Origin of the sequence: Pectobacterium sp. A5351 (assembly GCF_028335745.1) — a bacterium.
Classification (GTDB): Bacteria; Pseudomonadota; Gammaproteobacteria; order Enterobacterales; family Enterobacteriaceae; genus Pectobacterium.
This window is the reverse complement of sequence record NZ_CP116477.1, coordinates 1891089-1917738: the sequence shown is the minus strand read 5'-3', so window position 1 is coordinate 1917738 and position 26650 is coordinate 1891089. Positions and strand designations below refer to the sequence as shown.

At 50.0% G+C, this 26650-nt stretch carries 23 protein-coding genes, 2 tRNA genes and 6 pseudogenes; 21 read left to right on the top strand and 10 right to left on the bottom strand.

Annotated features, from left to right (window positions below):
• The first annotated feature begins 2 nt into the window (after window positions 1-2).
• Window positions 3-470, top strand: a complete 468-nt coding sequence (locus O1Q74_RS09145; RefSeq protein WP_271878093.1) for a glycine zipper 2TM domain-containing protein — start codon at window positions 3-5, stop codon at window positions 468-470.
• Between the two features lie 131 nt (window positions 471-601).
• Here the strand turns inward: O1Q74_RS09145 and slyA are convergent, their stop codons facing one another.
• Window positions 602-1039 (bottom strand): transcriptional regulator SlyA, encoded by a 438-nt coding sequence (slyA, locus tag O1Q74_RS09140; protein ID WP_015840595.1) that lies wholly within the window; start codon window positions 1037-1039, stop codon window positions 602-604.
• 226 nt (window positions 1040-1265) lie between these two features.
• Entirely contained in the window at window positions 1266-1505 is a 240-nt protein-coding gene (locus tag O1Q74_RS09135; RefSeq protein ID WP_271878089.1) for a DUF1289 domain-containing protein, read from the bottom strand.
• 279 nt (window positions 1506-1784) lie between these two features.
• On the opposite strand from O1Q74_RS09135, the gene gloA reads away from it, so the two are divergent.
• A complete protein-coding gene (gloA, locus tag O1Q74_RS09130) occupies window positions 1785-2192 on the top strand; it encodes a lactoylglutathione lyase (RefSeq protein ID WP_271878086.1) in 408 nt (135 codons plus the stop codon).
• 143 nt (window positions 2193-2335) lie between these two features.
• On the top strand, window positions 2336-3007 hold the full coding sequence (gene rnt, locus O1Q74_RS09125; RefSeq protein ID WP_271878083.1) for a ribonuclease T: 672 nt from the start codon (window positions 2336-2338) through the stop codon (window positions 3005-3007).
• A gap of 110 nt (window positions 3008-3117) precedes the next feature.
• On the opposite strand, the gene O1Q74_RS09120 is transcribed toward rnt, so the two are convergent.
• Complete coding sequence (locus O1Q74_RS09120; protein ID WP_271878080.1) at window positions 3118-3468, bottom strand: Grx4 family monothiol glutaredoxin; 351 nt, start codon at window positions 3466-3468, stop codon at window positions 3118-3120.
• Between the two features lie 341 nt (window positions 3469-3809).
• Here O1Q74_RS09120 and O1Q74_RS09115 point away from each other — a divergent pair, with 341 nt between their 5' ends.
• Window positions 3810-4661, top strand: a complete 852-nt coding sequence (locus tag O1Q74_RS09115) for a C40 family peptidase (protein WP_271878077.1) — start codon at window positions 3810-3812, stop codon at window positions 4659-4661.
• A 74-nt stretch (window positions 4662-4735) separates the two neighbouring features.
• Here the strand turns inward: O1Q74_RS09115 and cydH are convergent, their stop codons facing one another.
• Entirely contained in the window at window positions 4736-4825 is a 90-nt protein-coding gene (gene cydH, locus O1Q74_RS09110) for a cytochrome bd-I oxidase subunit CydH (protein ID WP_271878074.1), read from the bottom strand.
• 377 nt (window positions 4826-5202) lie between these two features.
• Between cydH and purR the strand changes: the two genes are divergently transcribed.
• Entirely contained in the window at window positions 5203-6228 is a 1026-nt protein-coding gene (gene purR / locus O1Q74_RS09105) for an HTH-type transcriptional repressor PurR (RefSeq protein WP_225084921.1), read from the top strand.
• A 205-nt stretch (window positions 6229-6433) separates the two neighbouring features.
• Window positions 6434-6756, top strand: a pseudogene (locus O1Q74_RS09100) (cyclopropane-fatty-acyl-phospholipid synthase); the annotation flags it as partial.
• 197 nt (window positions 6757-6953) lie between these two features.
• Here the strand turns inward: O1Q74_RS09100 and O1Q74_RS09095 are convergent.
• Entirely contained in the window at window positions 6954-7589 is a 636-nt protein-coding gene (locus tag O1Q74_RS09095) for a riboflavin synthase subunit alpha (RefSeq protein WP_271878070.1), read from the bottom strand.
• A 248-nt stretch (window positions 7590-7837) separates the two neighbouring features.
• Here O1Q74_RS09095 and O1Q74_RS09090 point away from each other — a divergent pair, with 248 nt between their 5' ends.
• Together O1Q74_RS09090 and O1Q74_RS09085 are read left to right on the top strand one after the other, a co-directional pair.
• Complete coding sequence (locus tag O1Q74_RS09090; RefSeq protein ID WP_271878067.1) at window positions 7838-9211, top strand: MATE family efflux transporter; 1374 nt, start codon at window positions 7838-7840, stop codon at window positions 9209-9211.
• Window positions 9212-9565: 354 nt separating this feature from the next.
• Window positions 9566-9642, top strand: a tRNA-Val gene (locus O1Q74_RS09085).
• Window positions 9643-9753: 111 nt separating this feature from the next.
• Here O1Q74_RS09085 and katG read toward each other — a convergent pair.
• On the bottom strand, window positions 9754-11928 hold the full coding sequence (gene katG / locus O1Q74_RS09080) for a catalase/peroxidase HPI (protein ID WP_271878064.1): 2175 nt from the start codon (window positions 11926-11928) through the stop codon (window positions 9754-9756).
• A gap of 521 nt (window positions 11929-12449) precedes the next feature.
• On the opposite strand from katG, the gene O1Q74_RS09075 reads away from it, so the two are divergent.
• The 3 genes and pseudogenes from O1Q74_RS09075 to O1Q74_RS09065 form a co-directional block, all read left to right on the top strand.
• The gene (locus tag O1Q74_RS09075; protein WP_271878061.1) at window positions 12450-13223 is read left to right on the top strand and encodes a DeoR/GlpR family DNA-binding transcription regulator; all 774 of its coding nucleotides are present in this window, start codon (window positions 12450-12452) and stop codon (window positions 13221-13223) included.
• 431 nt (window positions 13224-13654) lie between these two features.
• Window positions 13655-13731, top strand: a tRNA-Val gene (locus tag O1Q74_RS09070).
• Window positions 13732-13952: 221 nt separating this feature from the next.
• Window positions 13953-14489: pseudogene (locus tag O1Q74_RS09065) on the top strand (tyrosine-type recombinase/integrase); the annotation flags it as partial.
• A 310-nt stretch (window positions 14490-14799) separates the two neighbouring features.
• Here the strand turns inward: O1Q74_RS09065 and O1Q74_RS09060 are convergent.
• A pseudogene (locus O1Q74_RS09060) lies at window positions 14800-14889 on the bottom strand (IS3 family transposase); the annotation flags it as partial.
• A 72-nt stretch (window positions 14890-14961) separates the two neighbouring features.
• On the opposite strand from O1Q74_RS09060, the pseudogene O1Q74_RS09055 reads away from it, so the two are divergent.
• Window positions 14962-15737, top strand: a pseudogene (locus O1Q74_RS09055) (transposase).
• Window positions 15738-15839: 102 nt separating this feature from the next.
• Here the strand turns inward: O1Q74_RS09055 and O1Q74_RS09050 are convergent.
• Entirely contained in the window at window positions 15840-16094 is a 255-nt protein-coding gene (locus O1Q74_RS09050) for a colicin E3-like toxin immunity protein (RefSeq protein ID WP_271878058.1), read from the bottom strand.
• An 11-nt stretch (window positions 16095-16105) separates the two neighbouring features.
• Window positions 16106-16507: pseudogene (locus tag O1Q74_RS09045) on the bottom strand (colicin E3/pyocin S6 family cytotoxin); the annotation flags it as partial.
• A 256-nt stretch (window positions 16508-16763) separates the two neighbouring features.
• Here O1Q74_RS09045 and O1Q74_RS09040 point away from each other — a divergent pair.
• Window positions 16764-16862: pseudogene (locus O1Q74_RS09040) on the top strand (hypothetical protein); the annotation flags it as partial.
• A 135-nt stretch (window positions 16863-16997) separates the two neighbouring features.
• Here the strand turns inward: O1Q74_RS09040 and icd are convergent.
• Entirely contained in the window at window positions 16998-18251 is a 1254-nt protein-coding gene (gene icd, locus O1Q74_RS09035) for an NADP-dependent isocitrate dehydrogenase (protein WP_271878056.1), read from the bottom strand.
• Window positions 18252-18382: 131 nt separating this feature from the next.
• Between icd and rluE the strand changes: the two genes are divergently transcribed.
• The 8 genes from rluE to O1Q74_RS08995 all read left to right on the top strand — a co-directional run bounded on the left by rluE (window position 18383) and on the right by O1Q74_RS08995 (window position 26642).
• The gene (rluE, locus tag O1Q74_RS09030) at window positions 18383-19009 is read left to right on the top strand and encodes a 23S rRNA pseudouridine(2457) synthase RluE (RefSeq protein WP_271878856.1); all 627 of its coding nucleotides are present in this window, start codon (window positions 18383-18385) and stop codon (window positions 19007-19009) included.
• The gene (locus O1Q74_RS09025) at window positions 19002-19448 is read left to right on the top strand and encodes an NUDIX hydrolase (RefSeq protein ID WP_271878053.1); all 447 of its coding nucleotides are present in this window, start codon (window positions 19002-19004) and stop codon (window positions 19446-19448) included. Before rluE ends, O1Q74_RS09025 begins: the two co-directional genes overlap by 8 nt.
• Before the next feature lie 138 nt (window positions 19449-19586).
• Window positions 19587-20693, top strand: coding sequence for a tRNA 2-thiouridine(34) synthase MnmA (gene mnmA / locus O1Q74_RS09020; RefSeq protein WP_010275749.1), 1107 nt, complete (start codon window positions 19587-19589; stop codon window positions 20691-20693).
• Window positions 20694-20695: 2 nt separating this feature from the next.
• Window positions 20696-21334: a high frequency lysogenization protein HflD gene (gene hflD / locus O1Q74_RS09015; RefSeq protein WP_271878049.1), complete on the top strand. Its 639-nt coding sequence runs from the start codon at window positions 20696-20698 to the stop codon at window positions 21332-21334.
• A gap of 166 nt (window positions 21335-21500) precedes the next feature.
• Window positions 21501-22871, top strand: a complete 1371-nt coding sequence (purB, locus tag O1Q74_RS09010; RefSeq protein ID WP_271878047.1) for an adenylosuccinate lyase — start codon at window positions 21501-21503, stop codon at window positions 22869-22871.
• A gap of 375 nt (window positions 22872-23246) precedes the next feature.
• On the top strand, window positions 23247-23936 hold the full coding sequence (phoP, locus tag O1Q74_RS09005; protein ID WP_271878044.1) for a two-component system response regulator PhoP: 690 nt from the start codon (window positions 23247-23249) through the stop codon (window positions 23934-23936).
• A complete protein-coding gene (gene phoQ / locus O1Q74_RS09000; RefSeq protein ID WP_271878041.1) occupies window positions 23933-25387 on the top strand; it encodes a two-component system sensor histidine kinase PhoQ in 1455 nt (484 codons plus the stop codon). The genes phoP and phoQ overlap by 4 nt, the downstream gene beginning before the upstream one ends.
• A gap of 133 nt (window positions 25388-25520) precedes the next feature.
• Entirely contained in the window at window positions 25521-26642 is a 1122-nt protein-coding gene (locus O1Q74_RS08995) for a ribosomal protein uL16 3-hydroxylase (RefSeq protein ID WP_271878038.1), read from the top strand.
• Window positions 26643-26650: the final 8 nt, after the last annotated feature.

Here is a 26650-nt window from a genome sequence, read left to right as displayed (position 1 = left end):
TTATGATGAAGCGTTTACTTGTGGTTACCCTTGCCGGTATCACGCTGGTTGGTTGTGCTAATACCAGTACGCTTTCAGGTGATGTTTACAGTGCATCCGAAGCTAAACAGGTGCAGACCGTGACCTACGGTACGATTGTTTCTACGCGCCCGGTTCAGATTCAGGCGGGGGAAGATTCTAACGTGATCGGTGCGCTGGGCGGTGCCGTACTGGGTGGTTTCCTGGGCAACACGGTCGGCGGCGGTACTGGTCGTAGTCTGGCGACAGCAGCCGGTGCAGTAGCAGGCGGAGTAGCGGGTCAAAGCGCAACAAGTGCACTGAACCGTACACAGGGCGTAGAACTGGAAATTCGCCGTGATGACGGCAGTACCATTATGGTGGTACAGAAACAAGGCGATACGAAATTCAGCGCGGGTCAACGTGTTGCTATGGCCAGCAATGGCCGCAGTATCACCGTTTCTCCACGATAATGCTGTGTGACGATCGCCGCCAACTGCGGCGATCGTCACAACGAATAATCAACTCCCAGAATGAATGACCAATAACAGATATCGGCAATATTACCGGGATTTAATTCTCCCTCTGCGTAACCCAAATTTAGCTACGCTTGATTTTCATGTAATGCCAATATATTTTTCTCAAGGCGCGCAACCAACAGCGCTAATTCATCGACCTGCTCCGGCGTAATTCCAAATAATACTTCATTACGTGTATGGCTAATTACGCCATTGACTGCCTGTATGATCGGCTCTGCTGATTCGGTCAGCATAATACGCTTTGCCCGACGATCGTGCGCACAAACGTGGCGAGTGATTAATCCTTTCTCCTCAAGCTGATCCAGTGTTCTGACTAATGAGGGTTGCTCAATGCCTATCGCTTTGGCCAGTTGAATCTGCGATTGGCCAGGGGGTAAATGGTATATGTTATGCAGCGTAACCCAGTGCGTCTGGGTCAGTTCAAGTGGTTTTAACCGATGATCAACTAGCGCACGCCATACGCGCACCAGACGGGCTAAATCAGATCCTAATGGCAATTCCATCACCTCTCCTTATTGTTATCACGCTAAGTTATATCCCTGGATTGCAATCAACTCTGATTTATAAAATAAGAAACGTCTTTATTGTTGTAAAAATAGAACCATCGTGAAATGGATTCTATCAAATAAAAATCTTTTAAAAATGATCTCAGGCTTATTTTATTCAATCAAACGCTCCTGCGTTGCTTAAAAAAATTGCACGTAAATAGATCATCTAAGGCAAGCTGCCTTAAAACAACGATGGCTGACGAGACTCTGCTGGCGTATCGGTTTTCTCTGAACGCTGTGAGCGTTTCATTCTCTGTCGACACAAACGCAGCACATCCTGTTTCTGCGCATCACTCATTTGGCCCCAATTAAAGCGCTCATTACGGCTGCGAAAGCAACCGTGACAATACCCGCAGTCATCCGCCTGACAAATACCACGGCATGGATTAGGGACAACAAAGAGTTCAAGTTGCTCTGGCACAACACCTCCTGCTACAACTCTATTTATTGAAGCCCTGTTCTTTACCGCTGGCAAGCCCAAACGGACAGCCACAATGAAAATAATTAGATAACCGTTGTAATAACTGACGATTTTTTTTAAACATCAGGCATGTCTCAAAGTGACCCAACGCGCTATTTACAGTACGTTTTAACACAAACCCCACCATCGTGCCGCATTTTTAGCATAATCCTAACAGTTTGGACTCGACAGCGTCACGGCGCTATACTTCCCTTTTGTTGTACTTTTAATGAGGACACTATGCGTTTACTTCACACCATGCTGCGTGTTGGCGATTTACAACGTTCTATCGATTTTTATACTCAGGTTCTGGGCATGCGCGTACTGCGTACCAGTGAGAATACCGAATACAAATACACGCTGGCTTTCGTTGGTTATACCGAAGAGAGCGAAGGTGCGGTTATCGAACTGACCTACAACTGGGGCGTCGACAGCTATGATCTGGGCAATGCCTATGGTCATATCGCGTTGGGCGTTAACGATGTTGCCGCAACTTGTGAACGTATCCGCAAAGCAGGTGGCAATGTCACGCGTGAAGCTGGCCCGGTCAAAGGCGGCACAACCGTCATCGCGTTCATTGACGATCCTGACGGCTATAAAATCGAATTGATCGAAAACGCCCACGCGGGTAACGGCATTGGCCACTAATATCCTACATTCTACAGGTGCTGTATCAGCACCTGTTCTCTCCTCTTCTACTACCTCCGCCTTTGTAAGACAACGGACATGCTGCATCCCCAGCCAAAATTTGCCATAATACGCGCTGCGTTTTGCTAACAATTAAGAGACAAATGGCTGATAAAAGTGATCTGAACGCCCTGAGCGGTCGTTTTCGTGGGTTTTACCCGGTTGTGATTGACGTCGAAACCGCCGGATTTAATGCGAAAACTGATGCCTTGCTGGAAGTTGCGGCGGTAACATTAAAAATGGATCAAGACGGTTGGTTGCAGCCAGATGAAACACTACATTTTCATATTGAACCATTCGAAGGTGCGATCCTGGAACCCGCCGCGCTGGCGTTTAACGGCATTGACCCCACCAATCCGCTACGCGGTGCCGTGAGTGAATATGATGCGTTGCATGAAATTTTCAAAGTCGTGCGCAAAGGGATCAAGGAGCAAAACTGCAACCGTGCCATTATCGTTGCGCATAATGCCACATTCGATCACAGTTTCATGATGGCAGCAGCGGAACGCTGTAGCCTGAAACGCAACCCATTCCACCCTTTCGCTACCTTCGATACTGCGGCACTCAGCGGACTGGTGTTAGGCCAAACCGTCCTTGCTAAAGCCTGTATTACTGCGGGTATTGCATTTGACTCCAGCCAGGCACACTCCGCACTGTATGACACCAACCAAACGGCACTTCTATTCTGTGAGCTGGTTAACCGCTGGAAGCGTTTGGGCGGATGGCCGATTGCGCTGGAAGAAAATTCGCAGGAAGACGTGTCAGCCGAACATTAAGAAGAACGGAAAAATTGAGACAAGAAACGGGTGCCATAAGGCACCCGCTGGAAGAATTTACGCTCGCATCGTAACAACAGGTGACATCGTCATTACGTCAAAAGAACGCATTACTCTTGATCGGCCTGCTGCGCGTTGTATTTGTCGGCCGTTTCTTTGATCAGCGGTTGCAATTCACCACGCTGGAACATTTCAACCACGATATCACAACCACCAATCAGCTCGCCATCAACCCACAGTTGTGGGAACGTCGGCCAGTTCGCGTATTTCGGCAGCTCAGCGCGGATATCCGGGTTCTGTAAAATATCAACATACGCAAAACGCTCGCCACATGCAGACAACGCCTGAACCGTTTGTGCGGAAAAACCGCAACTTGGCAATTTCGGGGAGCCTTTCATGTACAGCAGAATCGGGTTTTCAGCAATTTGGCGCTGAATTTTTTCAATTGTCGGTGTCGTCATCTTCTTGCTTCCTTAAACCTATAGGATGGCTAACGTCCAAAACGCTAGCCATGAGCCGCCGTCAGAGATACTACGACAGCGACATTGACTCAGTGATATTGTACCGATGCCACCAGCCACAAAAAAACGCCATTTTTTGTAGGGGTATTTTCCCGGCAAGTTATTCGCCATTGATGAAATCGACGCCAGAAAGCGTTGATAAATCAATCGAAAAAACAACTATTAACGTTTTTTCACTATTCTGTATGAATAAAGCGGTCATGCCCACTTTTTTATGACGCCGTTTTCAGGAATACTGTGCGGATTGAGCGAGTTAAGGATTATGTTCGGTCACTTTTATTATGCGCTTATTTATTACTCTTTTTATATTATTTTTCAGCAATCTGTCCCTGAACGTCGTTCAGGCTGCGCCGCATACTCCGCATTCTGCGCCAAAGAAAAACACTGTTGAAGAAACCAATAAGAAAAGCCGTCAAACAAAAGGTAATGCGAAATCACCGACACCGATCAAAAGCAAAAAACCAGAACCCAGCGTAGCTAACACGAAAACCAAACCCCGCAGCGCGAACAAACCGACAGAAAAAAAGCCGTCACGGACGCAAAGCAGCACACCCGCGCTAGTGAAAAAAAATCTCAAAAAGCTAAAGCCTGAAGAAGAGAAACAGACAACCGCACAGGCCAGAGTCAAAAGCGGGCTGAAGAAAACGGCGATCAAGGGAAAAACGGAGAAAAATCCGGCCCCTACTGAAAAAGGCATGGCGCTGAGCGCGGCGCATAAAAAGCGTTATCAGCATGCCAAAACGACAGCAATGAATAAGTTGATGAGCCAGATAGGCAAGCCTTACCACTGGGGCGGCTCATCCCCCTTTACCGGATTCGACTGTAGCGGACTGGTCTATTACGCGTACAAAGATGTCGTTAAGATCCAGATTCCACGCACGGCTAACGAAATGTATCACCTGCGTGATGCCGCTCCGATTAAAAAGAGCGAACTAGAAAGTGGCGATCTGGTCTTCTTCCGCATCAATAATCGCGGCGCAGCCGATCACGTCGGGGTTTATCTGGGAGAAGGAAAATTTATCCAGTCGCCTCGTACCGGTTCAGATATTCGTATCAGCAAGCTGAATGAAGATTATTGGCAGGAGCACTACGTTGGCGCGCGTCGCGTGGTAACACCGCAGACCATTCGTTGAGAAACAGATTCAGACACGTTTTATGCAATATAAACGTGTCTGAATACCGAAAACCACACAGAGACATCGTTCGGTTAGTTCAGCACCGCAACAAAACTGAACACAATGATCATCGCCAATGCGCCAAGCGTTGTCAGCAAAGACATCTTCAGATCGGTATCCATAAATCACTCCTTATTAACGAACAAATTTTATCTGAAAGAGGAAACTGCCCTTTACAGCGAACCCATTCAGGCGGTTAAAACCACAAACAATAGGGTTATTACGATTCTTTCATAATTTTAGTGAAAAATCTCGGACCAATGCATCACTAATAGTATAAATTAGCCCTTTCCCTTTCATGATAAATCGGACACAATCCGCTGTTTATGAAAGCGCTGCGTATCGGTCGAAAAACGTCAACCCAGATCCCTTCGGTATAACATTCGGCATTCTCCTTCTGAAATCCTGTTTTTTAGCTTAGAAGAAGAACTTTAAACGTAGGCAAACGATTAACAATATACTTACGTCTGTAACAGGTAAGTTCAGGAGTCATTTTTAGATGGCAACGATTAAAGATGTGGCAAAACGTGCTGGTGTTTCCACCACAACCGTATCGCACGTGATCAATAAAACACGTTTCGTCGCCGAAGAGACTAAGGCAGCCGTCAGGGCGGCAATCAAAGAATTGCACTATTCGCCCAGCGCCGTCGCCCGCAGCCTCAAAGTTAATCACACTAAATCAATCGGTTTGCTGGCCACATCCAGCGAGGCTCCCTATTTCGCCGAGATCATCGAAGCCGTCGAAAATAGCTGCTATGCCAAAGGCTACACGCTGGTACTGTGTAATTCGCATAACGACATCGGTAAACAGCGCGCTTATCTCTCCATGCTGGCGCAAAAACGCGTCGACGGTCTCCTGGTGATGTGTGCCGAATATCCACCTGAGTTGTTGGCGATGCTGGAAGATTATCGCAGCATCCCGATGGTCGTGATGGACTGGGGACAGATGCACAGCGATTTTACCGATACGATTATCGATAACGCCTTTGAAGGCGGCTATATGGCAGGCCGCTACCTGATCGAACGCGGTCATCGGGATATCGGTGCCATCCCCGGTATTCAGGAACGCAACACCGGCAGCGGGCGCTACCTCGGCTTTTTAAAAGCGTTGAAGGAAGCAGATATCACCGTACGCGAAGAGTGGGTAGTTCAGGGCGATTTCGAGCCGGAATCCGGTTATAAAGCCATGCATCAGATTCTCGCGCAGAAACAGCGACCAACGGCCGTATTCTGTGGTGGCGATATCATGGCGATGGGTGCCATCTGCGCGGCAGACGAACTGGGTCTGCGCGTGCCGCAGGATATTTCGGTGATCGGTTATGACAACGTGCGCCACGCGCGTTTCTTTACGCCGGCGCTGACCACCATTCATCAGCCGAAAGAGCGTCTGGGGCAGTCCGCCTTCGCGATGTTGCTGGATCGCATTACCAGTAAGCGGGAAGATGCGCACGTCATTGAAGTCCATCCGACGTTAATTGAACGCCGCTCTGTGGCAGACGGCCCTTACCTCGATTATCGCCGCTAAGCGCGGCGACACGATACAGATAACTTTTTTATTCCAGCCAGTTCTCCTCTCTGCTTCAGCCAATTTTCTTGTATGCTGGCTGAAGTGGTTCTAAATTTAATACCGCGTTTCATTTTCTCTGGTGACAGCCGATACGTCGGCTGCGATAAGTGCTGCCCAGGTATGTTTTACGATACTTTTACACGTAAAAAGTTAAGGAGACATGATGGGGTTACCTTATACAGAAGAATGCGCGCCCTGGTTCCACATCGTGCAGAACATGTTGGATGTAGCAGATATCACCATCAACGGCCCCGTTCTTTTGACATCCGCGTAACCCATCCCGGCTTTTTTAAGCGTGTTCTGCGTGAAGGATCGCTGGGACTGGGAGAAAGCTACATGGACGGGTGGTGGGAATGTGAACGACTGGATATCTTTTCCCATCGTGTCCTGCTCGCGAGGTTGGAGGCGAAACTGCCCCGCCGTCTGCACGATCTCACACGGGTCGCCCTCTCCCGTATCATGAATCCGCAATCCCGTAGACGTGCTCCCTGTCCGTTCCCGCCGGATGTTCAGCTACTACCTTAACCTTTGTGCCGGAGCCTTCCGATCAAGAACCCTCCAGCTCTGGCAAGTGGTGTTCAGTCTGGATGGGGTCGACGGAGGATTACGCGTTCCACGCTGACAGAAAAGAAAAAACCGGACGAGGCTGTTCGTCCGGTTTACAAGAACAGATAACGCAGAAATTACTCTTCTTTGCTTAGGTCGCTTGCCTGCTTGCTGGCCAACACGCGCTCAACCGTATCCACTACGGCCTGTGTCTGCGGATCGATTTCAATATTGATGCGATGCCCCAGACGTTTCTGCCCCAGCGTAGTACGGTTCAACGTTTCGGGAATTAAATACACGCAGAAGCGCCCGCGAGTCACTTCCCCTACCGTCAGGCTGATACCATCAATCCCGACGAAACCTTTATGCAGCACATATTTCATCAGCGCTTCATCTGCCAGACGGAACCAAATCTGATGGTTATTCTCTGAAACCTGAATCTTCACCACTTCCGCCGTACACATGATGTGACCCGACATGACGTGTCCACCGATCTCGTCACCGAATTTTGCGGCACGCTCAATATTCACGACATCGCCTTCATGAATATCGCCCAGATTCGTTAATCGCAGCGTTTCCTTCATGAGATCAAAACTGACACGATCGCCGTCAATAGCGGTTACCGTCAGACAGCAACCGTTGTGCGCCACCGAAGCACCGGGCACAAGCCCTGGCAACAGGTCGGGCGGGAGTTGGACAACGTGGATGCGAAAGTTAGATTTTTCTTCAATCGACACCACCGACGCAGTGCCCTGAACAATACCGGTAAACATGCGGTTTGCCTCTTAAAAACAAAGAAATGACTTTGTGCAGTGTGCCCGATATTCCACGGAAAACCAAACCGGAATACGGTACGTCAGACGTTATCGAAACCGCTGCGTAACAAAAAGAATATATTCTCTTTCGAGCTGGTTTACTTTTATTAAATCGTTACAATAACGTTCTCGTTTTATTCTTGACGTTTTTCATATCCAGAGTATTCACCCCGCTAGCAAAATTAAGTCATTCAAGGAAGGTATCCGTGCAACAGTATCTGACAGAAGCGCGTAAATTATCAGCGCTTGCTGTTCCTGTCATTATTGCGCAAGTGTCCCAAACGTCGATGGGTGTCGTTGACACCGTCATGGCTGGCGCTTATAGCGCCACCGATATGGCCGCCGTTGCTGTAGGAACGTCAATCTGGCTACCTGCCATTCTTTTTGGTCACGGTCTGCTGTTGGCGCTGACGCCCGTTGTCGCACAGCTTAACGGTTCTGGCCGACGCGATCGCATCTCGCATCAGGTGCGACAAGCTTTTTTCCTGGCCGCTATTATTTCTGTCTTTACGATGCTGGTGCTGTATCAAGGGGAATATGCCATTAACCTGATGAGCGACGATTCGCCGGAACTGGCGGCGAAAGCCATTGGCTACCTGCATGCGCTGCTGTGGGGCGTACCTGGCTATCTGTTCTATCAGGTTTTGCGCTGCCAGTGCGAAGGGCTATCCAAAACCTACCCCGGCATGATGATTGGATTCATCGGGTTGCTAATCAATATCCCGATCAACTATGTCTTTATCCACGGTAAATTTGGCATGCCCGAACTGGGCGGTGTAGGCTGCGGCGTCGCTACCGCATCGGTTTACTGGATCATGATGCTGTTGATGATGGCCTACACCCGACGCGCCTCTTGGCTACGCGATATCCGGCGGCATCGTCCGGCATTCCGCCCAGACGTTGCCGTACTCAAGCGCCTCTTTGGTCTCGGTTTACCTATCGCGTTGGCGCTGCTTTTCGAGGTCACGCTGTTTGCCGTAGTGGCGCTGTTGGTGTTACCGCTGGGCGTCGTGGATGTGGCCGGTCACCAGATCGCGCTGAATTTCAGTTCGCTGATGTTCGTCCTTCCGCTGTCGGTTGGCGTCGCCACCACCATTCGCGTCGGACATCGGTTAGGGGAAGGTTCGGTCGATAACGCCCGCATTGCCGCGCATACTGGCATCATGGCCGGCGTGGCGCTAGCCAGCTGTACGGCCATTTTCACCACGCTGCTGCGTGAGCCTATTGCGCTGCTCTACAATCAGGATCCACTGGTGGTGGCAATGGCGTCTCAGCTCATGCTGTTGGCGGCCGTTTATCAAATCTCCGATGCCGTTCAGGCTATCGGCAGTGGCGTATTACGCGGCTATAAAGATACCCGGTCGATTTTCTATATTACGCTCACAGCGTATTGGGTGCTGGGTCTGCCAAGCGGCTACCTGCTGGCCTTGACGGATATCGTCGTACCGCGCATGGGGCCTGCGGGCTTCTGGTGTGGTTTCATCATTGGCCTGACGGCAGCAGCCGTGATGATGGTAACGCGGATTCGTTTTCTTCAACGCCAGCCTGCCGCACAGATTTTAGGGCGCGCCGCTCGTTAGATAACGTTTATCCTGTCTTCTACCCTAAATAATTCAAGTTGCGTGACAAAACGTTAGCGTTTTGAACAACGCAAAGCGTTGGCCCTTTAGGGCAAGGCCCATTTATGAGCCTTGTAACGCGGCAATCGAGCGAATCCCCAGGAGCTTACACAAGTAAGCTCCTGGGGTGAGTAAGGGCAGCCAACGCACAAGCAGCTTGAAGTATGACGGGTATCGTCGAAAAAAACGACACAATGGACACAAGCACAGCAATCGCACTGGCAATAGCACAAAATTGCATTTTTCCTCTTGCCAGCTTTCTCCTTGCTCGCTATTATCCGCCGCGCTGTCAGACAGGCAGCGCGGCATCTCAATGCGTTCATAGCTCAGTTGGTTAGAGCACCACCTTGACATGGTGGGGGTCGTTGGTTCGAGTCCAATTGAACGCACCACTCTACTTTCACAATAGCTCCAATTACCTCGTTAATCCGTTGAATTTCTGTTAAAACTACACCAATGCTTTCCCAGCGACACCGACTTCGTCCCATTGGTATCCACACTATCTATTCTGTCAGATCGAAGCGATCCGCGTTCATCACTTTCACCCAGGCGGCAACAAAGTCATTCACAAACTTCTCTTTATTGTCGTCCTGTGCGTAAACCTCGGCGTAGGAACGCAGAATGGAGTTGGAACCAAAGACCAGATCCAGACGCGTCGCCGTCCATTTGACTTCATCCGTTTTACGATCGCGGATTTCATACAGGTCTTTACGGTAGGGCTTCCACGTGTATTTCATATCGGTCAGGTTGACGAAGAAATCATTCGTCAGCGCTCCCTCACGATCGGTGAATACACCGTGCTTCGTGCCACCATAGTTAGTGCCTAGTACGCGCAATCCACCAACCAACACCGTCATCTCATTCGCCGTTAACCCCATCAATTGGGTGCGATCGAGCATCAACTCTTCTGGGCTCACGGCATAATCGTTCTTCAACCAGTTGCGGTAGCCATCGTGGATCGGTTCGAGAACATCGAAAGACTCCGCATCGGTCAGGGCATCGGTGGTGTCACCACGCCCCGGCGCAAACGGCACAGTGATATTCACACCTGCGGCTTTCGCTGCTTTCTCAATCCCCACATTACCGGCCAGCACAATGGTATCGGCCACGCTGGCCCCGGTTACGGCCGCAATGCTTTCCAGCACGACTAATACACGCGCCAGACGCTCCGGTTCGTTCCCTACCCAGTCTTTCTGCGGAGCAAGACGAATACGCGCACCGTTGGCACCGCCACGCATATCAGAGCCACGGAACGTGCGGGCGCTATCCCAGGCGGTTGTCACCAATTCGCGAATGGACAGGCTACTTTCCGCAATGCGAGCCTTGACCACATCGACATCATAGTCGGTACGCCCTGCCGGAACCGGATCCTGCCACAGTAAATCTTCCTGCGGCACATCTGGACCAACGTAACGCGCTTTCGGCCCCATATCGCGGTGCGTCAGTTTGAACCACGCACGGGCAAACACCTCGGAGAAATAAGCCTGATCCTGATAGAAACGCTCGGAAATCTTGCGATATTCTGGGTCAACTTTCAGCGCCATGTCGGCATCGGTCATCATCGGGTTGTAACGGATAGACGGGTCTTCAACATCCACCGGTTTGTCTTCTTCTTTAATGCTGACAGGTTCCCACTGCCATGCGCCCGCCGGGCTCTTTTTCAGTTCCCATTCGTGATTCAACAACATCTGGAAGAAGCCGTTATCCCACTTCGTCGGATGCGTTGTCCAGGCACCTTCCAGCCCACTAGTGACGGTGTAGCGCCCTTTGCCCGTTCCAGTCGGGTTACTCCAACCAAAGCCTTGTTCTGCCACATCCGTACCTTCCGGTGCCGCCCCCAGCAGGCTGGCATCGCCATTACCGTGGGTTTTACCTACCGTGTGCCCACCCGCTGTCAGGGCAACAGTTTCTTCATCATTCATCGCCATACGGGCGAACGTTACGCGCATATCCTGCGCGGTACGCAGCGGATCGGGATTGCCATCGACACCTTCCGGGTTAACGTAAATCAGCCCCATCTGTACAGCAGCAAGCGGGTTTTCCAGCGTGGTACGATCGTCGCTGGCGTAGCGCCCGGTGCTCTTCGCCAGCCACTCTTTTTCGGACCCCCAGTAGATGTCTTTTTCCGGGTGCCAGATATCTTCACGCCCAAAAGCGAAGCCGAATGTTTTCAGCCCCATGGATTCGTACGCGATATTACCCGCCAGAATAATCAGGTCCGCCCAACTGAGTTTATTGCCGTATTTTTTCTTGATTGGCCACAGTAAACGACGCGCTTTATCAAGGCTGACGTTATCCGGCCAGGAGTTGAGAGGGGCAAAACGCTGGCTGCCGGTTCCGCCGCCGCCGCGACCGTCGGCTGTACGGTAAGTGCCCGCAGAATGCCAGGCCATACGAATCATCAGGCCGCCGTAGTGACCCCAGTCCGCTGGCCACCACTCCTGGCTATCAGTCATCAGTGCATGCAGGTCTTTCTTGAGTGCATCGACATCAAGGGTTTTGAGGGCATCGCGGTAACTGAAATCGCTGCCTAACGGATTGCTCTTGGTATCATGCTGATGAAGAAGGTCGAGATTGAGGGCATTTGGCCACCAGTCCGTGTTTGAGGAGCCAGTAGAAGTATTTCCGCTGTGCATAACCGGACACTTGCCGGCTGGTTTCGTTTTATTCTCGTCCATCATTATCTCCCAGTATGTTGCATTGCCTTAATCGCTGCGTAAGAAGGCAGAGTCATCCTCCGATAGCTTTACGGAGCCTTCACCTATTCCCTCTTCTTGATGCAAGACAGTGCCAGAGTCTCCCTATAATTTATAATTGTATATGCTAACTTCTGCGATAGTTTAAGCTGATGAAAAGCGGCTTAATTGCACATTTTTCCTATCTGTATTAATAATCTCACCGATAACCTCATCGCTACGACGGCCATTCCGCCACGTGGACGCCAGATGACATAGAGGGCGGTAAGCCCGGTAATGGCATGAAACACCGATGTTTTTCGCTCTGTATCGGTGCTATCAGTATAGCAACGCGTAAATTTCACACCATGACCTACACATTCCAGAGCAACACGGTAGAGGGTTGTGTTGCCAAAAAGGGCGAATTAACATGGTTCGGATCCATGCGGTATACGGCACTGAAAAAAGTGAAGCCTGCTATCTGGCGGCTGGTGGTGAATGATTTTGATTAACAAAGGACATTTATGTTCGATTACACCGACTTTCCCGAACAACGGCAATCTAAAATAAGGCAACTCCTCAGTGAGGCAGGTAAAGTCGTCTGTGCCCAACTCTCGCGCGAATTAAACGTATCCGAACACACAATTCGGCGCGACCTAAAGGAACTAGCGCAATCCGGTGCCTGCAAACGTGTCTACGGTGGGGCAGTTATCATGCCGCCAGAGGCCACCGATTTTGCCCATCGAACGACTGTCGATTCTGTTCAGAAAAATCGCATCGCTCAGGCTGTTATCCCGCTGATAAAGCCTAACGGCTGCGTCTTCTTTGACACGGGCACCACCAATCTGGCAGTAGCGAAGCTGCTCCCGCAGGGCCTTAAGTTTACCGCCGTATGTAATTCACCCATTATCGCGACGGAGCTAATGCAGCATCAGGATGTAGAAGTTATTTTTCTTGGCGGACGAATCCAAAAAGAGGTTGGCGGCGCGGTTGGCATCGATACGCTCAGACAGCTAGAGAAGATGTATTTTGATCAATGCCTGCTGGGAGGCTGCGCCTTTGATGCCAATGAAGGTCTCACCGTTTTTGAATATGACGATGCCGAATTCAAAAAATGTCTGGTGACCCGCAGCAGCGAAGTGATCGTTGCTATGGCGGCCAATAAGATCTCCACTCTGGCGCGCTACCGCGTTGCTGGATGTGATGAGATCGCTACGCTAGTAACCGATGACGAAATCGCCCTTGCTAACCAAAACGTGCTAAGCGAAAAAAACCTGGATGTGATTATTGCCCGATAATACAATGGTAATCCCAGCGGCTGTCGATTCCTCCTAATGAAAGTGGCAACTTTATCGTTTTGAGTATCCCATCATCGTCATTACTACTGGCTATAAATTCCCTACGGCTTTGACTTCCTCAAATTCATTGCGCACCGCAATGCTATAAACCCAGCACCACAATATAGACATACGCCGTAAGGAACTACGTGGTCATGATTATCGTTGTAACAAAACAGAATAGTGCGATGAATATTTCACCACTGCCTGACGAATCACAGCAGTCCTAGTTGAGTATTTAACCTCATGGTGCAAATCCGGCTAAACATTCAACACTTGAAAGAGGATGATGAACAAAGCACTTGCCACCAACGTCTGAGCCCGCCATAATAGCGCTCATTCCAAACGCTGGAATGAAGAAAAGTATTTTTTATCAAAATGTTATATATTGTACGACCGTAGCTCAGTTGGTTAGAGCACCACCTTGACATGGTGGGGGTCGGTGGTTCGAGTCCACTCGGTCGTACCAATTCATATTCTATAGACGTATATTGATGTCTATAACACGCTGAAAAGAAGAAGAAATTCATCTTTTTCTATTCCAGTAAAATCCATCGAACTCCACTCAAATCCGATGACTTTAAGTACATGTTTAAGTCCATTTGAATGCGGGTGACTTCGATTCCAGATTGTTACTGTTAAGCAATACCACCGAGAACCAAAATCCAGCTCTGATGCTAATCAGGAGCGATGATAATGGTACTTTCTGCTATAGCTGTTCGCCAAGCAAAAGCAATTGGCAAAGCCTACACACTCCCAGATGATAATGGTCTTTCGCTTTCGGTCTCACCAAGCGGTGGGAAATCTTGGCATTTCCGCTATTACTGGCTAGGTAAACAAAAGCGCCTATCTCTTGGCACCTATCCCAAAGTGTCACTACAAGAAGCTAGAAACCTGCGGGATGAAACGAGAGCTTTGTTAGACGAAGGAATAAACCCTCAAACCGCTCGTAAACAAAAACGCTATGCTATCCAACTAGCTGTCGAAAATGATTTTGAATCCGTGTTCAAAAAATGGGCTGAATATAGGTCTTTAGAACTAAAAGAAGATAAAAAAGGCACCCTTTCCCAAATTCAGCGAACATTTAATAATGATATCTTGCCCCAAATTGGCAAAATGCCAATTTATGATATACGCCGTATAGATCTATTAAAAATCTTATCTAAGATTGAACAACGCAGAGCATTTACAACAGCAGAAAAAGCACGCAGTTGGCTTGGGCAATTATTTCGTTACGCTGTGGTGAAAATAGATGGTCTTGATGTTAATCCTGCCACCGATCTGAAGGAAGTTGCTCTACCAAAGCCGCCAGAGATTCACAATCCATTCTTACATATGTCAGAGTTACCCTCATTCTTATGTAAATTGCGTAAATACTCAGGCCATGAAAATACACAACTTGGTATTCGTTTATTATTTCTTACCGGAGTTCGCACGGGTGAATTACGTCTTGCCACACCAGAACAATTCGATTTAGATCGTGGACTTTGGCTTATTCCTCCCGAAGTGATCTGTCCCCGAAATTATTCCCACCTAATTACGCCGCCATTTCATAATGCACCGGCGTTTGATAACCCAGCGTTGAGTGCTTGCGACGGCGATTGTAAAATACCTCAATATAATCAAACGAGACTGTAATTTAAATTGTGTAATTGCCTGTTTTTGATATGTTCACTCCAACAACGGAGACAGGCAAATGATGGACGAAAAGAAACTCAAAGCCCTCGCGGCTGAACTGGCTAAAGGCCTTAAAACCGAAGCTGACCTCAACCAGTTTTCACGTATGCTGACCAAGCTTACCGTCGAAACCGCGCTCAATGCCGAACTCACTGACCATCTCGGTCATGAGAGACATGCCCCTAAATCAGGCTCTAATACCCGAAACGGCTACTCGACCAAAACCGTGTTATGCGACGACGGTGAGATTGAACTCAGCACGCCACGTGACCGCGAAAATACCTTCGAACCGCAACTGATGTTGCCTGCGTGGACGGTCTGAAAGGCTTCCCGGACGCGATAAACAGCGTCTCCCCGCAGACGCATATCCAGCTATGCCTCATCCACATGGTGCGCAACAGCCTGAAGTATGTCTCATGGAAGGACTACAAAGGGGTCACCAGTGGGCTGAAAGCGGTGTATCAAGCCCCGACAGAGGAAGCGGCACTGATGGCGCTGGATAAGTTTGGCGGAGTCTGGGATGAGAAATACCCGCAAATCAGCAAAAGCTGGCGTGCGCACTGGGAAAACCTCAATACCTTCTTCGGCTACCCACCGGATATCCGCAAGGCCATCTACACGACGAATGCCATAGAATAGCTGAATAGTGTGATACGGCAGGCGATAAAGAAACGCAAGGTGGTTTATCTGGCGATACAGTCGGCGTCGAAAAAGTGGAGTATGCCGATCCAGAACTGGCGGCTGGCAATGAGCCGTTTTATTATCGAGTTCGGTGACCGCCTGAACGATCACCTTTAATGGGATGGCAATTACACAATTACACAATTTCAATTACAGTCTCTATCTTCGCGAATTTAGCGCGTATTATTCCTTAACGCAAGGTAATGTTTATTACAGCGTTCACCATTCGTCACGATAATCAAATGCCACCTGATAATCGAACTTTTTCAGATCGATCTTATGCGCAATATGAGGCTGGATAATTAGAGCCCAATCAGGGGTGACATCAAAGAACCCATTATTCATGGTATCATCCAGCGGCAAATCAAACGCTTCAATGATCTTATCGTCATCACCAAAATCATTAGAATATTCTTTGCCAATAAAATCATCGGTTGTTTTATCAAACCAATTTACTCGCAGTTTTAATCCCATAAAATCCTCCGTTAAAGATATTTTTTTATATTACGTTTTGGGTCAGCCGGTTTCAATTGTTCACCTGTTTTTGGATCGAAAGCACCCAAATGTTGGCCATCCACTTGCACGATAACCTTCGAGTTCTCCATGCTGCGAGTCCCACTCGTAGATTTTACGACCTTTTTCTCCAATCCATCGAGCTCTCTTACCGCCACCACCTTGTTTAGGCGTTTTAGCCCGACCTTCCTTCAACTCCCCTAATCCTTTAATCTCACTCGTATCTGGGTTTGGATAATACTTATGTCCAGTTTCTCTCACACCTTTACGCTTTGTCTCTTGCTCATCCTTAAGCTTCTGATCTGCCTTTTTTTATCCTGTTCAGCGTTCTTTCTACTTTCAATCGCAATGATCAGGGACTTTTCAGCGTTACTGATTAGCTCTTTGCTTTTTAACAATTCACTGCGGAGATAACCGTAATACTCCAGAGCCTGCTCTTTATACACGTCACCTAAGACGAACATAGTTTCACTGGGATCATTCAGCATATCTTGTGAAAGATTGTTCACAGAATATTTTGTAATGACATCACGCCAACTGATTTCATCAGTGAGTAAAGTACCAGCTCCCTGTGCAAGAAGGGCATTGAGTTTCGTAACGGAATCGACCAGAACAGAGAAATTGAACTTTACCCGAATGCTTCTGGGCCATAAATCACAGCAGCAGACAGATAGCTATAACGACGATCGCGGTAAAGATTGGGTAACAATTCAGATTAAAGCAGGATAGCGCCCACCATAAATGTGGTGATTTTTTACTCTATTTTACTGAGGAATTTTACTGAGATTTTACTGAATGCTTTTTTCGATGTTAAAAATCAGCGAGAGCAAAGCGCCCCCGCCGATCAATGTGATAACAGTAAGATTACATATTATCGATAATGTCCTGTGCAAACTCACTACATTTCCGTAGCTTCGCGCCTTCCATCAGACGTTCGAAATCGTAAGTCACGGTCTTGTTCTTGATCGCGCCTTCAACGCCCTTAACAATCAGGTCAGCCGCTTCGAACCATTGCAGGTGACGCAGCATCATTTCAGCAGACAGAATCACAGAACCTGGGTTCACTTTATCCTGACCCGCATATTTCGGTGCCGTACCGTGCGTGGCTTCAAACAGTGCACATTCGTCACCAATGTTCGCGCCAGGGGCGATACCGATACCGCCAACCTGTGCCGCCAGGGCATCAGAAATGTAGTCACCGTTCAGGTTCATACAAGCAATCACATCGTATTCAGCAGGACGCAGCAGAATTTGTTGCAGGAACGCATCGGCGATTACGTCTTTTACTACGATCTCTTTACCGGTGTTCGGGTTCTTGATTTTCACCCACGGGCCGCCATCGATCAGCTCACCGCCGAATTCTTCACGCGCCAACTGGTATCCCCAGTCTTTGAACGCGCCTTCGGTGAATTTCATGATGTTGCCTTTGTGCACCAGCGTCACAGAATCACGGTCGTTGGTGATCGCGTATTCGATTGCGGCGCGAACCAGACGTTTGGTCCCTTCTTCGGAACACGGCTTCACGCCGATACCACACTGTTCAGGGAAACGGATTTTGTTAACGCCCATTTCTTCACGCAGGAATTTGATCACTTTGTCTGCTTCAGCAGAACCCGCTTTCCACTCGATACCAGCATAAATGTCTTCGGCGTTTTCACGGAAGATCACCATATCGGTCAGCTCAGGGTGTTTAACCGGGCTAGGTGTACCTTCGTAGTAGCGTACCGGACGCAGGCAAACATACAGATCCAGTTGTTGGCGCAGTGCAACGTTCAGAGAACGAATACCACCGCCGACTGGCGTTGTCAGCGGGCCCTTAATCGCTACACGGTATTCACGGATCAAATCCAGCGTTTCGTCTGGCAGCCAGACATCTTTACCGTAAACCTGCGTGGATTTTTCACCGGTATAGATTTCCATCCAGGAAATCGCGCGCTTGCCCTGATAGGCTTTCTTCACGGCGGCGTCAACGACGTTGATCATGGCAGGCGTTACATCGATACCAATGCCGTCACCTTCGATAAAAGGAATAACCGGATTGTTTGGAACAACCAGTTTGCCTTGAGCATCAACCGTGATTTTCTGACCTTCTGTCGGTACAACTACTTTGCTTTCCATTAACCTCTCCTTCGAGCGCAATTTTGTTAATGACTTGTAAGATGCGTGTCAATACTACTTGAATATTTAGCCCGCGCCAATCGCAAACCATTTCGAGTATAATGCTTTTGTTTTCCGCGACTATAAAGATGATGAATAAATTCCCTGTTAAAAATCACAAAGTTAAACGATTCAGCTCACAGCCGGCAAGAAAAAGGCAACCTGACAATGCGCCGCGCCGCATCGTTTTGTTCAATAAACCCTTCGATGTCCTGCCGCAATTCACTGATGAAGCCGGACGCCGCACGCTAAAAGACTACATTCCGGTTAGCGGTATTTATGCCGCCGGTCGTCTGGATCGCGACAGCGAAGGTCTGATGATTCTCACTAATGACGGCAAACTTCAAGCCCGACTGACCCAGCCAACGCAAAAAACGGCCAAAATCTACTATGTTCAGGTCGAAGGTATACCTGACGATACCGCACTGACGCGCTTTCGTACGGGTCTGGATCTGAATGATGGCAAAACGCTGCCTGCCGGTGCGGAGATCGTACCGGAACCCGACTGGCTGTGGCCACGTAATCCGCCAATACGTGAACGTAAAAGCATCCCTGACTGCTGGCTAAAAATAACGCTGTATGAAGGTCGTAATCGGCAAGTCCGTCGTATGACGGCGAATATCGGTTATCCTACGTTGCGTCTGATTCGGTACGGCATGGCCAATCAGACGGTAGAAAACCTGTTACCCGGAGAATGGAAGGAGATAGCGGATGTTTAAGCCCCATGTGACAGTGGCCTGTGTGGTACAGGCCGAAAACCATTTTCTGGTCGTCGAAGAGTTGATTAACGATAAATTATTGTGGAACCAGCCAGCAGGCCATCTGGAAGCGGACGAAACGCTGATTCAGGCGGCAAGCCGTGAGCTGTGGGAAGAAACCGGCATTCAGGCCACGCCGCAGAGTTTCTTACGCCTGCACCAATGGATCGCGCCCGACAGCACGCCATTTTTACGCTTTTGCTTCGCACTCGATCTGCCTGAGCGGGTCGCAACCCAGCCGCATGACAGTGATATCGAATGCTGCCGCTGGCTGACCGCCGAGGAAATTCTGCATTCTCGCCAGCTTCGTTCGCCGCTGGTGGCTGAAAGTATTCGCTGCTATCAGCAGCCAGAACGCTATCCGTTAACTGTACTGGGCGCGTTCAACTGGACTTTCTAAGCATCCTGCTGTTCCTGCCCTGTGCGAACGAGTCACCGTACGGCAGGAATAGCGATGCAGCCCTCGGTTCAACATGCTAAAATATGCCGCTTGTTTTTCGCATCAATGCGTCAGTAAATTTCAGTTCGTGAGACTTCCATGTCAGATAACAGCCAGAAAAAAGTGATTGTCGGTATGTCCGGCGGTGTCGATTCCTCCGTTTCCGCCTACCTGTTACAGCAACAGGGCTATCATGTTGAAGGCCTGTTCATGAAGAATTGGGAAGAGGACGACGACACGGAATATTGCTCGGCAGCCACCGACCTTGCCGATGCGCAAGCCGTTTGTGACAAGCTGGGTATCGAACTACATACCGTCAACTTTGCCGCGGAATATTGGGACAACGTTTTTGAACTCTTCCTTGAAGAATACAAAGCGGGCCGAACTCCCAACCCCGATATCCTGTGCAATAAAGAAATCAAATTCAAAGCCTTTCTGGAATTCGCCGCCGAGGATCTCGGCGCAGACTATATCGCGACAGGCCACTATGTCCGCCGTCACGACGTTGACGGCAAAAGCCGTTTGCTGCGCGGCATGGACGGCAACAAAGACCAGAGCTATTTTCTTTATACGCTGAGCCACGAGCAGATCGCACAAAGTCTGTTCCCCGTCGGCGAACTGGAAAAACCGCAGGTGCGCAAGATCGCCGAAGAGCTCGAGCTGGCAACCGCGAAGAAGAAAGACTCTACCGGTATCTGCTTTATCGGCGAGCGCAAATTTACTGATTTTCTGGCACGCTACCTGCCCGCACAGCCGGGTCCGATTCTGTCCGTCGATGACAACAAACCGATGGGACAACATCAAGGGCTGATGTACCACACGCTGGGGCAGCGTAAAGGGCTGGGCATTGGCGGCGTCAAAGATGGCGGTGAAGATCCCTGGTACGTGGTGGATAAAGATGTCGCCAACAATATTCTGTATGTCGCGCAGGGCCACGAACACCCTCGCCTGATGTCCTACGGCTTAATCGCACAACAGTTGCATTGGGTTGACCGTCAACCGCTCACCGCTGAATTACGCTGTACGGTGAAAACCCGTTACCGTCAGGCGGACATCCCCTGCACCGTCACGCCACTTGGCGACGATCGCATTACCGTACGTTTTGATGAGCCCGTTGCAGCCGTGACGCCGGGCCAATCCGCCGTTTTTTATCTGGACGACGTGTGCCTTGGCGGCGGCATCATTGAAGAACGCTTACAGGAGTAACCGTGGCTAAGAATTATTATGAGATTACGCTGGCGTTAGCAGGCATTTGCCAATCAGCGCATGCCGTCCAGCAGTTGGCCCATACGGGTCACTGTAATAACGATGTGCTGCATACCTCGCTGAACAGCGTGTTGAACCTTAATCCGGCGTCCACGCTGGCCGTTTACGGCAATGACGAGCAAAACCTGAAAGTTGGGGTGGAAACGCTGTTAGGCATTCTGAACACCAGCAGCAATAAAGGCGCGGGTGCGGAATTATCACGCTATGCTTTCAGCCTGATTGCGTTAGAGCGCAAGCTGAAAGCGAAGCCTGCCGCGCTTGACGAATTAGGTAAACGCATCGGGCAGTTAGAGCGCCAACTGGAGCATTTCGAGCTGCTTTCCGAAACGATTGTCAGCGCGCTGGCTGCAATTTACGTGGATGTTATCAGTACGCTGGGGCCACGTATTCAGGTTACCGGCTCACCGGAAGTGCTGAAAAACAGTCAGGTGCAGGCGAAAGTGCGCGCGGCCCTGCTGGCCGGTATCCGCTCTGCGGTACTCTGGCAGCAAATTGGTGGTGGACGCCTACAGCTGATGTTCTCACGCGGCCAGTTGGTTAAAGAAGCAAAACAGATATTGGCGCGTTGCCCATCCGTTTGATGGTATTCTTGCCGCTATCGCTGACGCTGGTGTGATTAACACCAGCGTCACAAAACCGGTTGCTGTTATTTAAAATCATTGTTTTTATTGAAATTAATTGTTTTTATTGAAATTGATCGTTATTGAAATTAATCGTTATTAAAACCAATCTCAGGAGTTGCTTGCGATGGAATTATCCTCACTGACCGCCGTTTCCCCTATTGATGGACGCTACGGCGATAAAGTCAGCACGTTGCGCACCATTTTCAGCGAATTCGGTTTGCTGAAATTCCGTGTGCAGGTTGAAGTACGTTGGCTGCAAAAACTGGCAGCCTGTGCAGAGATCCAGGAAGTTCCTGCATTTGACGCCGACGCAAACGCTTTCCTTGATAAAATTGTCGCCGAATTCAGTGAAGAAGATGCGGCTCGCATTAAAACCATCGAGCGTACCACCAACCACGACGTGAAAGCCGTTGAATACTTCCTGAAAGAAAAAGTTGCCGCGATTCCTGCGCTGCACGCCGTCAACGAATTCATCCACTTCGCCTGTACGTCAGAAGATATCAACAACCTGTCTCACGCGCTGATGCTGGACACCGCTCGCCGCGACGTCATTCTGCCGCACTGGCGTCAAATCATTGATGCGCTGAAAACGCTGGCGCAGGAATACCGCGATATCCCGCTGCTTTCTCGCACACACGGTCAGCCCGCTACGCCCTCCACCATCGGTAAAGAGTTCGCTAACGTGGCCTACCGCATGGAGCGCCAATATCGTCAACTGCAACAGGTTGAGATTCTGGGTAAGATTAATGGCGCCGTCGGTAACTATAACGCCCATCTGGCTGCCTACCCGGAAGTGGACTGGCACCAGTTCAGCGAAAGCTTTGTCACCTCACTGGGCATCAACTGGAACCCGTATACCACGCAGATCGAGCCGCACGATTACATCGCCGAACTGTTCGATTGCATCGCGCGTTTCAACACGATTTTGATCGACTTTGATCGTGATATCTGGGGCTACATCGCGCTGAATCACTTCAAACAGAAAACCATTGCAGGCGAAATCGGTTCCTCCACCATGCCGCACAAAGTGAACCCGATTGACTTCGAAAACTCAGAAGGCAACCTGGGTCTGGCGAACGCCGTTCTGGCGCATCTGGCCAGCAAACTGCCGGTTTCTCGCTGGCAGCGTGACCTCACCGACTCCACCGTGCTGCGTAATCTGGGCGTAGGTGTGGGCTATGCACTGATCGCCTATCAGGCCACGATGAAAGGCATTAGCAAACTGGAAGTGAACCGCGATCGTCTGGCAGATGAACTGGATCACAACTGGGAAGTCCTGGCAGAACCGATCCAAACGGTCATGCGCCGTTACGGGATTGAAAAACCGTACGAAAAGCTGAAAGAGCTGACGCGTGGTAAACGCGTTGATGCCGCGGGTATTCAGGAATTTATCGATGGTCTGGCATTACCAGAAGCGGAAAAAACGCGTCTGAAAGCCATGACGCCAGCCAACTACATCGGCCGCGCTATCACCATGGTCGATGACCTGAAATAACCGTTCTCGAACCCTATCACGACCTCTCTCTGGCGGGTGTCCTGCCCGCTAATTAGCTGCCGCACCATACTCTAAATAATTCGAGTTTCAGGTAGACGGCAAGCGAAGGAATCCCGATGAGCTTACTCAGGTAAGTGATTCGGGTGACTGAACGTAGCCAACACACATGCAACTCGAAGTATGACGAGTATGACCATTTCCAGCCCGTTTAAACCCGGTTTATGCTCCCTGTGGATAATTTAACAAATAAAATAAATCACTTTCTCTGCGTATAATGTTGATACGCGGGAGCGACATACGTGACAGATGAAAGATAGGATATATAAAAATATTTCGATAAATATACCCCCTATCTATTCGACAGAGGATATAACGATGCGGATTCTGGTCGTTGAAGATAATGTATTACTGCGCCATCACTTAACCGTTCAGATGAACGAAATGGGGCATCAGGTTGATGCCGCGTCTGACGCCAAAGAAGCGGATTATTTCCTGCATGAGAATATGCCGGACATCGCCATTGTCGACCTCGGGTTGCCCGATGAAGATGGCATGAGCATGATCCGTCGTTGGCGCGCGCATCAGGTCAAACTCCCGATTCTGGTGCTGACGGCGCGTGAAGGCTGGCAGGACAAAGTGGCGGTACTGGAAGCTGGTGCAGACGATTACGTGACCAAACCGTTCCATATGGAAGAGGTCGTCGCGCGGTTGCAGGCGCTGATGCGGCGCAATAGCGGGCTGGCATCTCAAATCATCAGCCTGCCGCCCTTTGAGATCGATTTGTCACGCCGCGAGCTGGTGATCCATGGAGCGCCTATCAAGCTCACTGCGTTCGAATACACCATTATCGAGACGTTGATTCGTAACAAAGGAAAGGTTGTCAGCAAAGAATCGCTGATGCTACAGCTATATCCCGATGCAGAACTGCGGGAAAGTCATACTATCGACGTGCTGATGGGGCGACTGCGTAAGAAAATTCAGCAAGCAGAGGCACCGGATGTGATCACGACCGTGCGTGGGCAAGGATATCGTTTTGATATTGATACGCCTTCAGGCTCCGTATGAGCGATAAGACGCCGCCCTTCTCTCTCCGCATTCGTTTTTTACTGGCGACAGCGGCCATCGTACTGGCGTTGTCGCTAGCCTATGGCGTTGTCGCCATTATCGGTTACAGCGCCAACTTTGATAAAACCTCATTCCGCCTCCTGCGCGGCGAGAGTAACCTCTACTACAGCCTCGCCCAGTGGCGCGATAACCAACTGAATATCATCACGCCGCCCGATGTTGATATCAACTTTCCCACGCTGGTGTTGATATACGATGAGCATGGCAACATGCTCTGGCGCGAAAAGCACGTTCCAGAGTTGGAAGCGCTGATCAATCCGGAATGGCTGAACAAGACTGCCTATCATGAATTGGATACCGACACCAATACCAGCAGCGCAGTATTAACGGGCAATACCTTGTTACTGGGCAGTTTGCGGGCATTGAATGGCGCGCATAGTAATGCCTTAACGCACTCCATCGCCGTGAACGTTTATCCGCAGACCGAGCATCTCCCGTCCATCACGATTGTTGTCGTCGATCGCATTCCGCAGGAGCTTCAGCAACAAGACGTCGTATGGGAATGGTTCAGCTATGTTCTGATCGCCAACCTTCTTCTGGTGCTTCCCCTGCTGTGGCTAGGCGCGCACTGGAGTCTGCGCCCTATTCAGCATTTGGTAAAACAGATCGCCGAGCTGGAAAAAGGCACGCGTGAACAACTGGATGAAAATCCGCCGCGCGAATTGTTCAGTCTGGTGAAAAACTTGAATATCCTGCTGAACAACGAACGTCAGCGCTACCATAAGTACCGCACGACGCTCACCGATCTCACCCACAGTTTGAAAACGCCGTTGGCCGTCTTACAAACCACGTTGCGCGCGCTACGTACCGGTAAAGAGATCACTATCGATCAGGCTGAGCCCATTATGCTGGCGCAGATCAGTCGCATCTCGCAGCAGATTGGCTATTATCTGCATCGCGCCAGCGTGCGCTCCGAACATAATTTACTGATACGCGAAGTACACTCGGTTCCGGCGCTGCTGGATGGCCTGTGTTCCGCGCTAAATAAGGTGTATCAACGCAAAGGCGTGGTGTTGACGCTCGATATTCCCCCCGAACTGACCTTCGTCGGTGAGAAGAATGACTTCATGGAAGTGCTGGGCAATATTCTTGATAATGCCTGTAAGTACTGTCTGGAGTTTGTCGAGATTAGCGTGCAATACTCCGATCACAAGCTGCATCTGATTGTCGATGACGACGGCCCCGGTATTCATGAGAGTAAGCGCGAAATGATTTTCCTGCGTGGACAACGTGCTGACCGCATGCGCCCCGGACAAGGTATCGGCCTCGCCGTGGCCGTCGAAATTATCGAACAGTACCAAGGTGAGATCCTGATCAGCGACAGCGCACTGGGCGGTGCCCGAGTCGAAGCTATTTTCTCCCGCCAGAACCTGAGCCAGAATGAGGGGTAAGGCAGTACAGCGCGCGATGCTTCCGCTATACTTATTGCCACAATGCGGATTGTTTTAAAATACTGATTATTTCAAGAAAAATCATGTCTTCAAGAACAGTCATTTCCTCAAAAACGAGTTTCTGGAAAACGGTATGGACTATCAGCTCAATCTCGACTGGCAGGATTTTTTAGCGAACTACTGGCAAAAGCGCCCGCTCCTGATTAAAGGCGGCTTCACGCATTTTATCGATCCGATTTCACCTGATGAACTCGCCGGTCTGGCGTTGGAAAACGAGGTCGATAGCCGTCTGGTCAGCCATCAGAACGGACGCTGGCAAGTCAGCCACGGCCCTTTCGAGAGCTATGATCATCTGGGGGAAAGTAACTGGTCGCTGCTGGTACAGGCCGTCGATCACTGGCATGAGCCCTCTTCTGCCTTGATGCAGCCATTTCGACAACTGCCGGATTGGCGTACTGATGATTTGATGATTTCATTTTCCGTTCCCGGTGGTGGCGTAGGGCCGCATCTGGATCAGTATGATGTGTTCATCATTCAGGGGACGGGACGTCGCCGCTGGCGCATCGGTGAAAAAATACCGATGAAGCAGCATTGCCCACACCCAGACCTGCTACAGGTCGACCCGTTTGATGCCATTATTGATGAAGAGCTGGAACCGGGCGATATCGTCTATATTCCACCGGGTTTCCCACATGAAGGCTATTCGCTGGAGAACTCGCTGAACTACTCGGTGGGTTTCCGTGCGCCAAATGCGCGCGAGCTGGTTAGCGGTTTTGCAGATTATGTGCTTTCCCGTGAACTCGGCAGCCATCGCTACAGCGATCCCGAAATTCCCTCCCGTGAACATATCGCCAGCGTGCTGCCGCAAGAACTGGATGCGCTGCAAAAAATGATGCTGGATTTGGTGCAACAGCCGGAGCATTTTCAGAACTGGTTTGGTGAGTTTATTTCCCAGTCCCGCCATGAGCTCGATCTCTCACCGCCGGAGCCACCTTATCAGGCTGGCGAAGTGTATGACTATCTGCAACAAGGTGAGCCACTGCGCCGTTTAGGCGGCCTGCGGGTCATCTGCGTTGGGGATAGCTGCTTCGTTAACGGAGAGAAGGTGAACAGCACGCACAAGGCAGCGCTGTTTGCATTGGCTGAGCATCCTACCATTGATGCGGAGCAACTGGGCGATGCACTGGAAGATCCGTCCTTCCTCGCGCAGCTCACCGTGCTGATCAACAGCGGCTACTGGTACTTCGCGGATTAAGACCAAGC

What these genes read in the sequence shown, in the direction of transcription:
- O1Q74_RS09145 (WP_271878093.1), top strand. Translation starts at nt 3, where the DNA reads ATGATGAAGCGTTTACTTGTGGTTACCCTTGCCGGTATCACGCTGGTT.
- slyA (WP_015840595.1), bottom strand. Translation starts at nt 1,039, where the DNA reads ATGGAATTGCCATTAGGATCTGATTTAGCCCGTCTGGTGCGCGTATGG.
- gloA (WP_271878086.1), top strand. Translation starts at nt 1,785, where the DNA reads ATGCGTTTACTTCACACCATGCTGCGTGTTGGCGATTTACAACGTTCT.
- rnt (WP_271878083.1), top strand. Translation starts at nt 2,336, where the DNA reads ATGGCTGATAAAAGTGATCTGAACGCCCTGAGCGGTCGTTTTCGTGGG.
- O1Q74_RS09120 (WP_271878080.1), bottom strand. Translation starts at nt 3,468, where the DNA reads ATGACGACACCGACAATTGAAAAAATTCAGCGCCAAATTGCTGAAAAC.
- O1Q74_RS09115 (WP_271878077.1), top strand. Translation starts at nt 3,810, where the DNA reads ATGCGCTTATTTATTACTCTTTTTATATTATTTTTCAGCAATCTGTCC.
- cydH (WP_271878074.1), bottom strand. Translation starts at nt 4,825, where the DNA reads ATGGATACCGATCTGAAGATGTCTTTGCTGACAACGCTTGGCGCATTG.
- purR (WP_225084921.1), top strand. Translation starts at nt 5,203, where the DNA reads ATGGCAACGATTAAAGATGTGGCAAAACGTGCTGGTGTTTCCACCACA.
- O1Q74_RS09095 (WP_271878070.1), bottom strand. Translation starts at nt 7,589, where the DNA reads ATGTTTACCGGTATTGTTCAGGGCACTGCGTCGGTGGTGTCGATTGAA.
- katG (WP_271878064.1), bottom strand. Translation starts at nt 11,928, where the DNA reads ATGGACGAGAATAAAACGAAACCAGCCGGCAAGTGTCCGGTTATGCAC.
- O1Q74_RS09075 (WP_271878061.1), top strand. Translation starts at nt 12,450, where the DNA reads ATGTTCGATTACACCGACTTTCCCGAACAACGGCAATCTAAAATAAGG.
- O1Q74_RS09050 (WP_271878058.1), bottom strand. Translation starts at nt 16,094, where the DNA reads ATGGGATTAAAACTGCGAGTAAATTGGTTTGATAAAACAACCGATGAT.
- icd (WP_271878056.1), bottom strand. Translation starts at nt 18,251, where the DNA reads ATGGAAAGCAAAGTAGTTGTACCGACAGAAGGTCAGAAAATCACGGTT.
- rluE (WP_271878856.1), top strand. Translation starts at nt 18,383, where the DNA reads ATGAATAAATTCCCTGTTAAAAATCACAAAGTTAAACGATTCAGCTCA.
- O1Q74_RS09025 (WP_271878053.1), top strand. Translation starts at nt 19,002, where the DNA reads ATGTTTAAGCCCCATGTGACAGTGGCCTGTGTGGTACAGGCCGAAAAC.
- mnmA (WP_010275749.1), top strand. Translation starts at nt 19,587, where the DNA reads ATGTCAGATAACAGCCAGAAAAAAGTGATTGTCGGTATGTCCGGCGGT.
- purB (WP_271878047.1), top strand. Translation starts at nt 21,501, where the DNA reads ATGGAATTATCCTCACTGACCGCCGTTTCCCCTATTGATGGACGCTAC.
- phoP (WP_271878044.1), top strand. Translation starts at nt 23,247, where the DNA reads ATGCGGATTCTGGTCGTTGAAGATAATGTATTACTGCGCCATCACTTA.
- phoQ (WP_271878041.1), top strand. Translation starts at nt 23,933, where the DNA reads ATGAGCGATAAGACGCCGCCCTTCTCTCTCCGCATTCGTTTTTTACTG.
- O1Q74_RS08995 (WP_271878038.1), top strand. Translation starts at nt 25,521, where the DNA reads ATGGACTATCAGCTCAATCTCGACTGGCAGGATTTTTTAGCGAACTAC.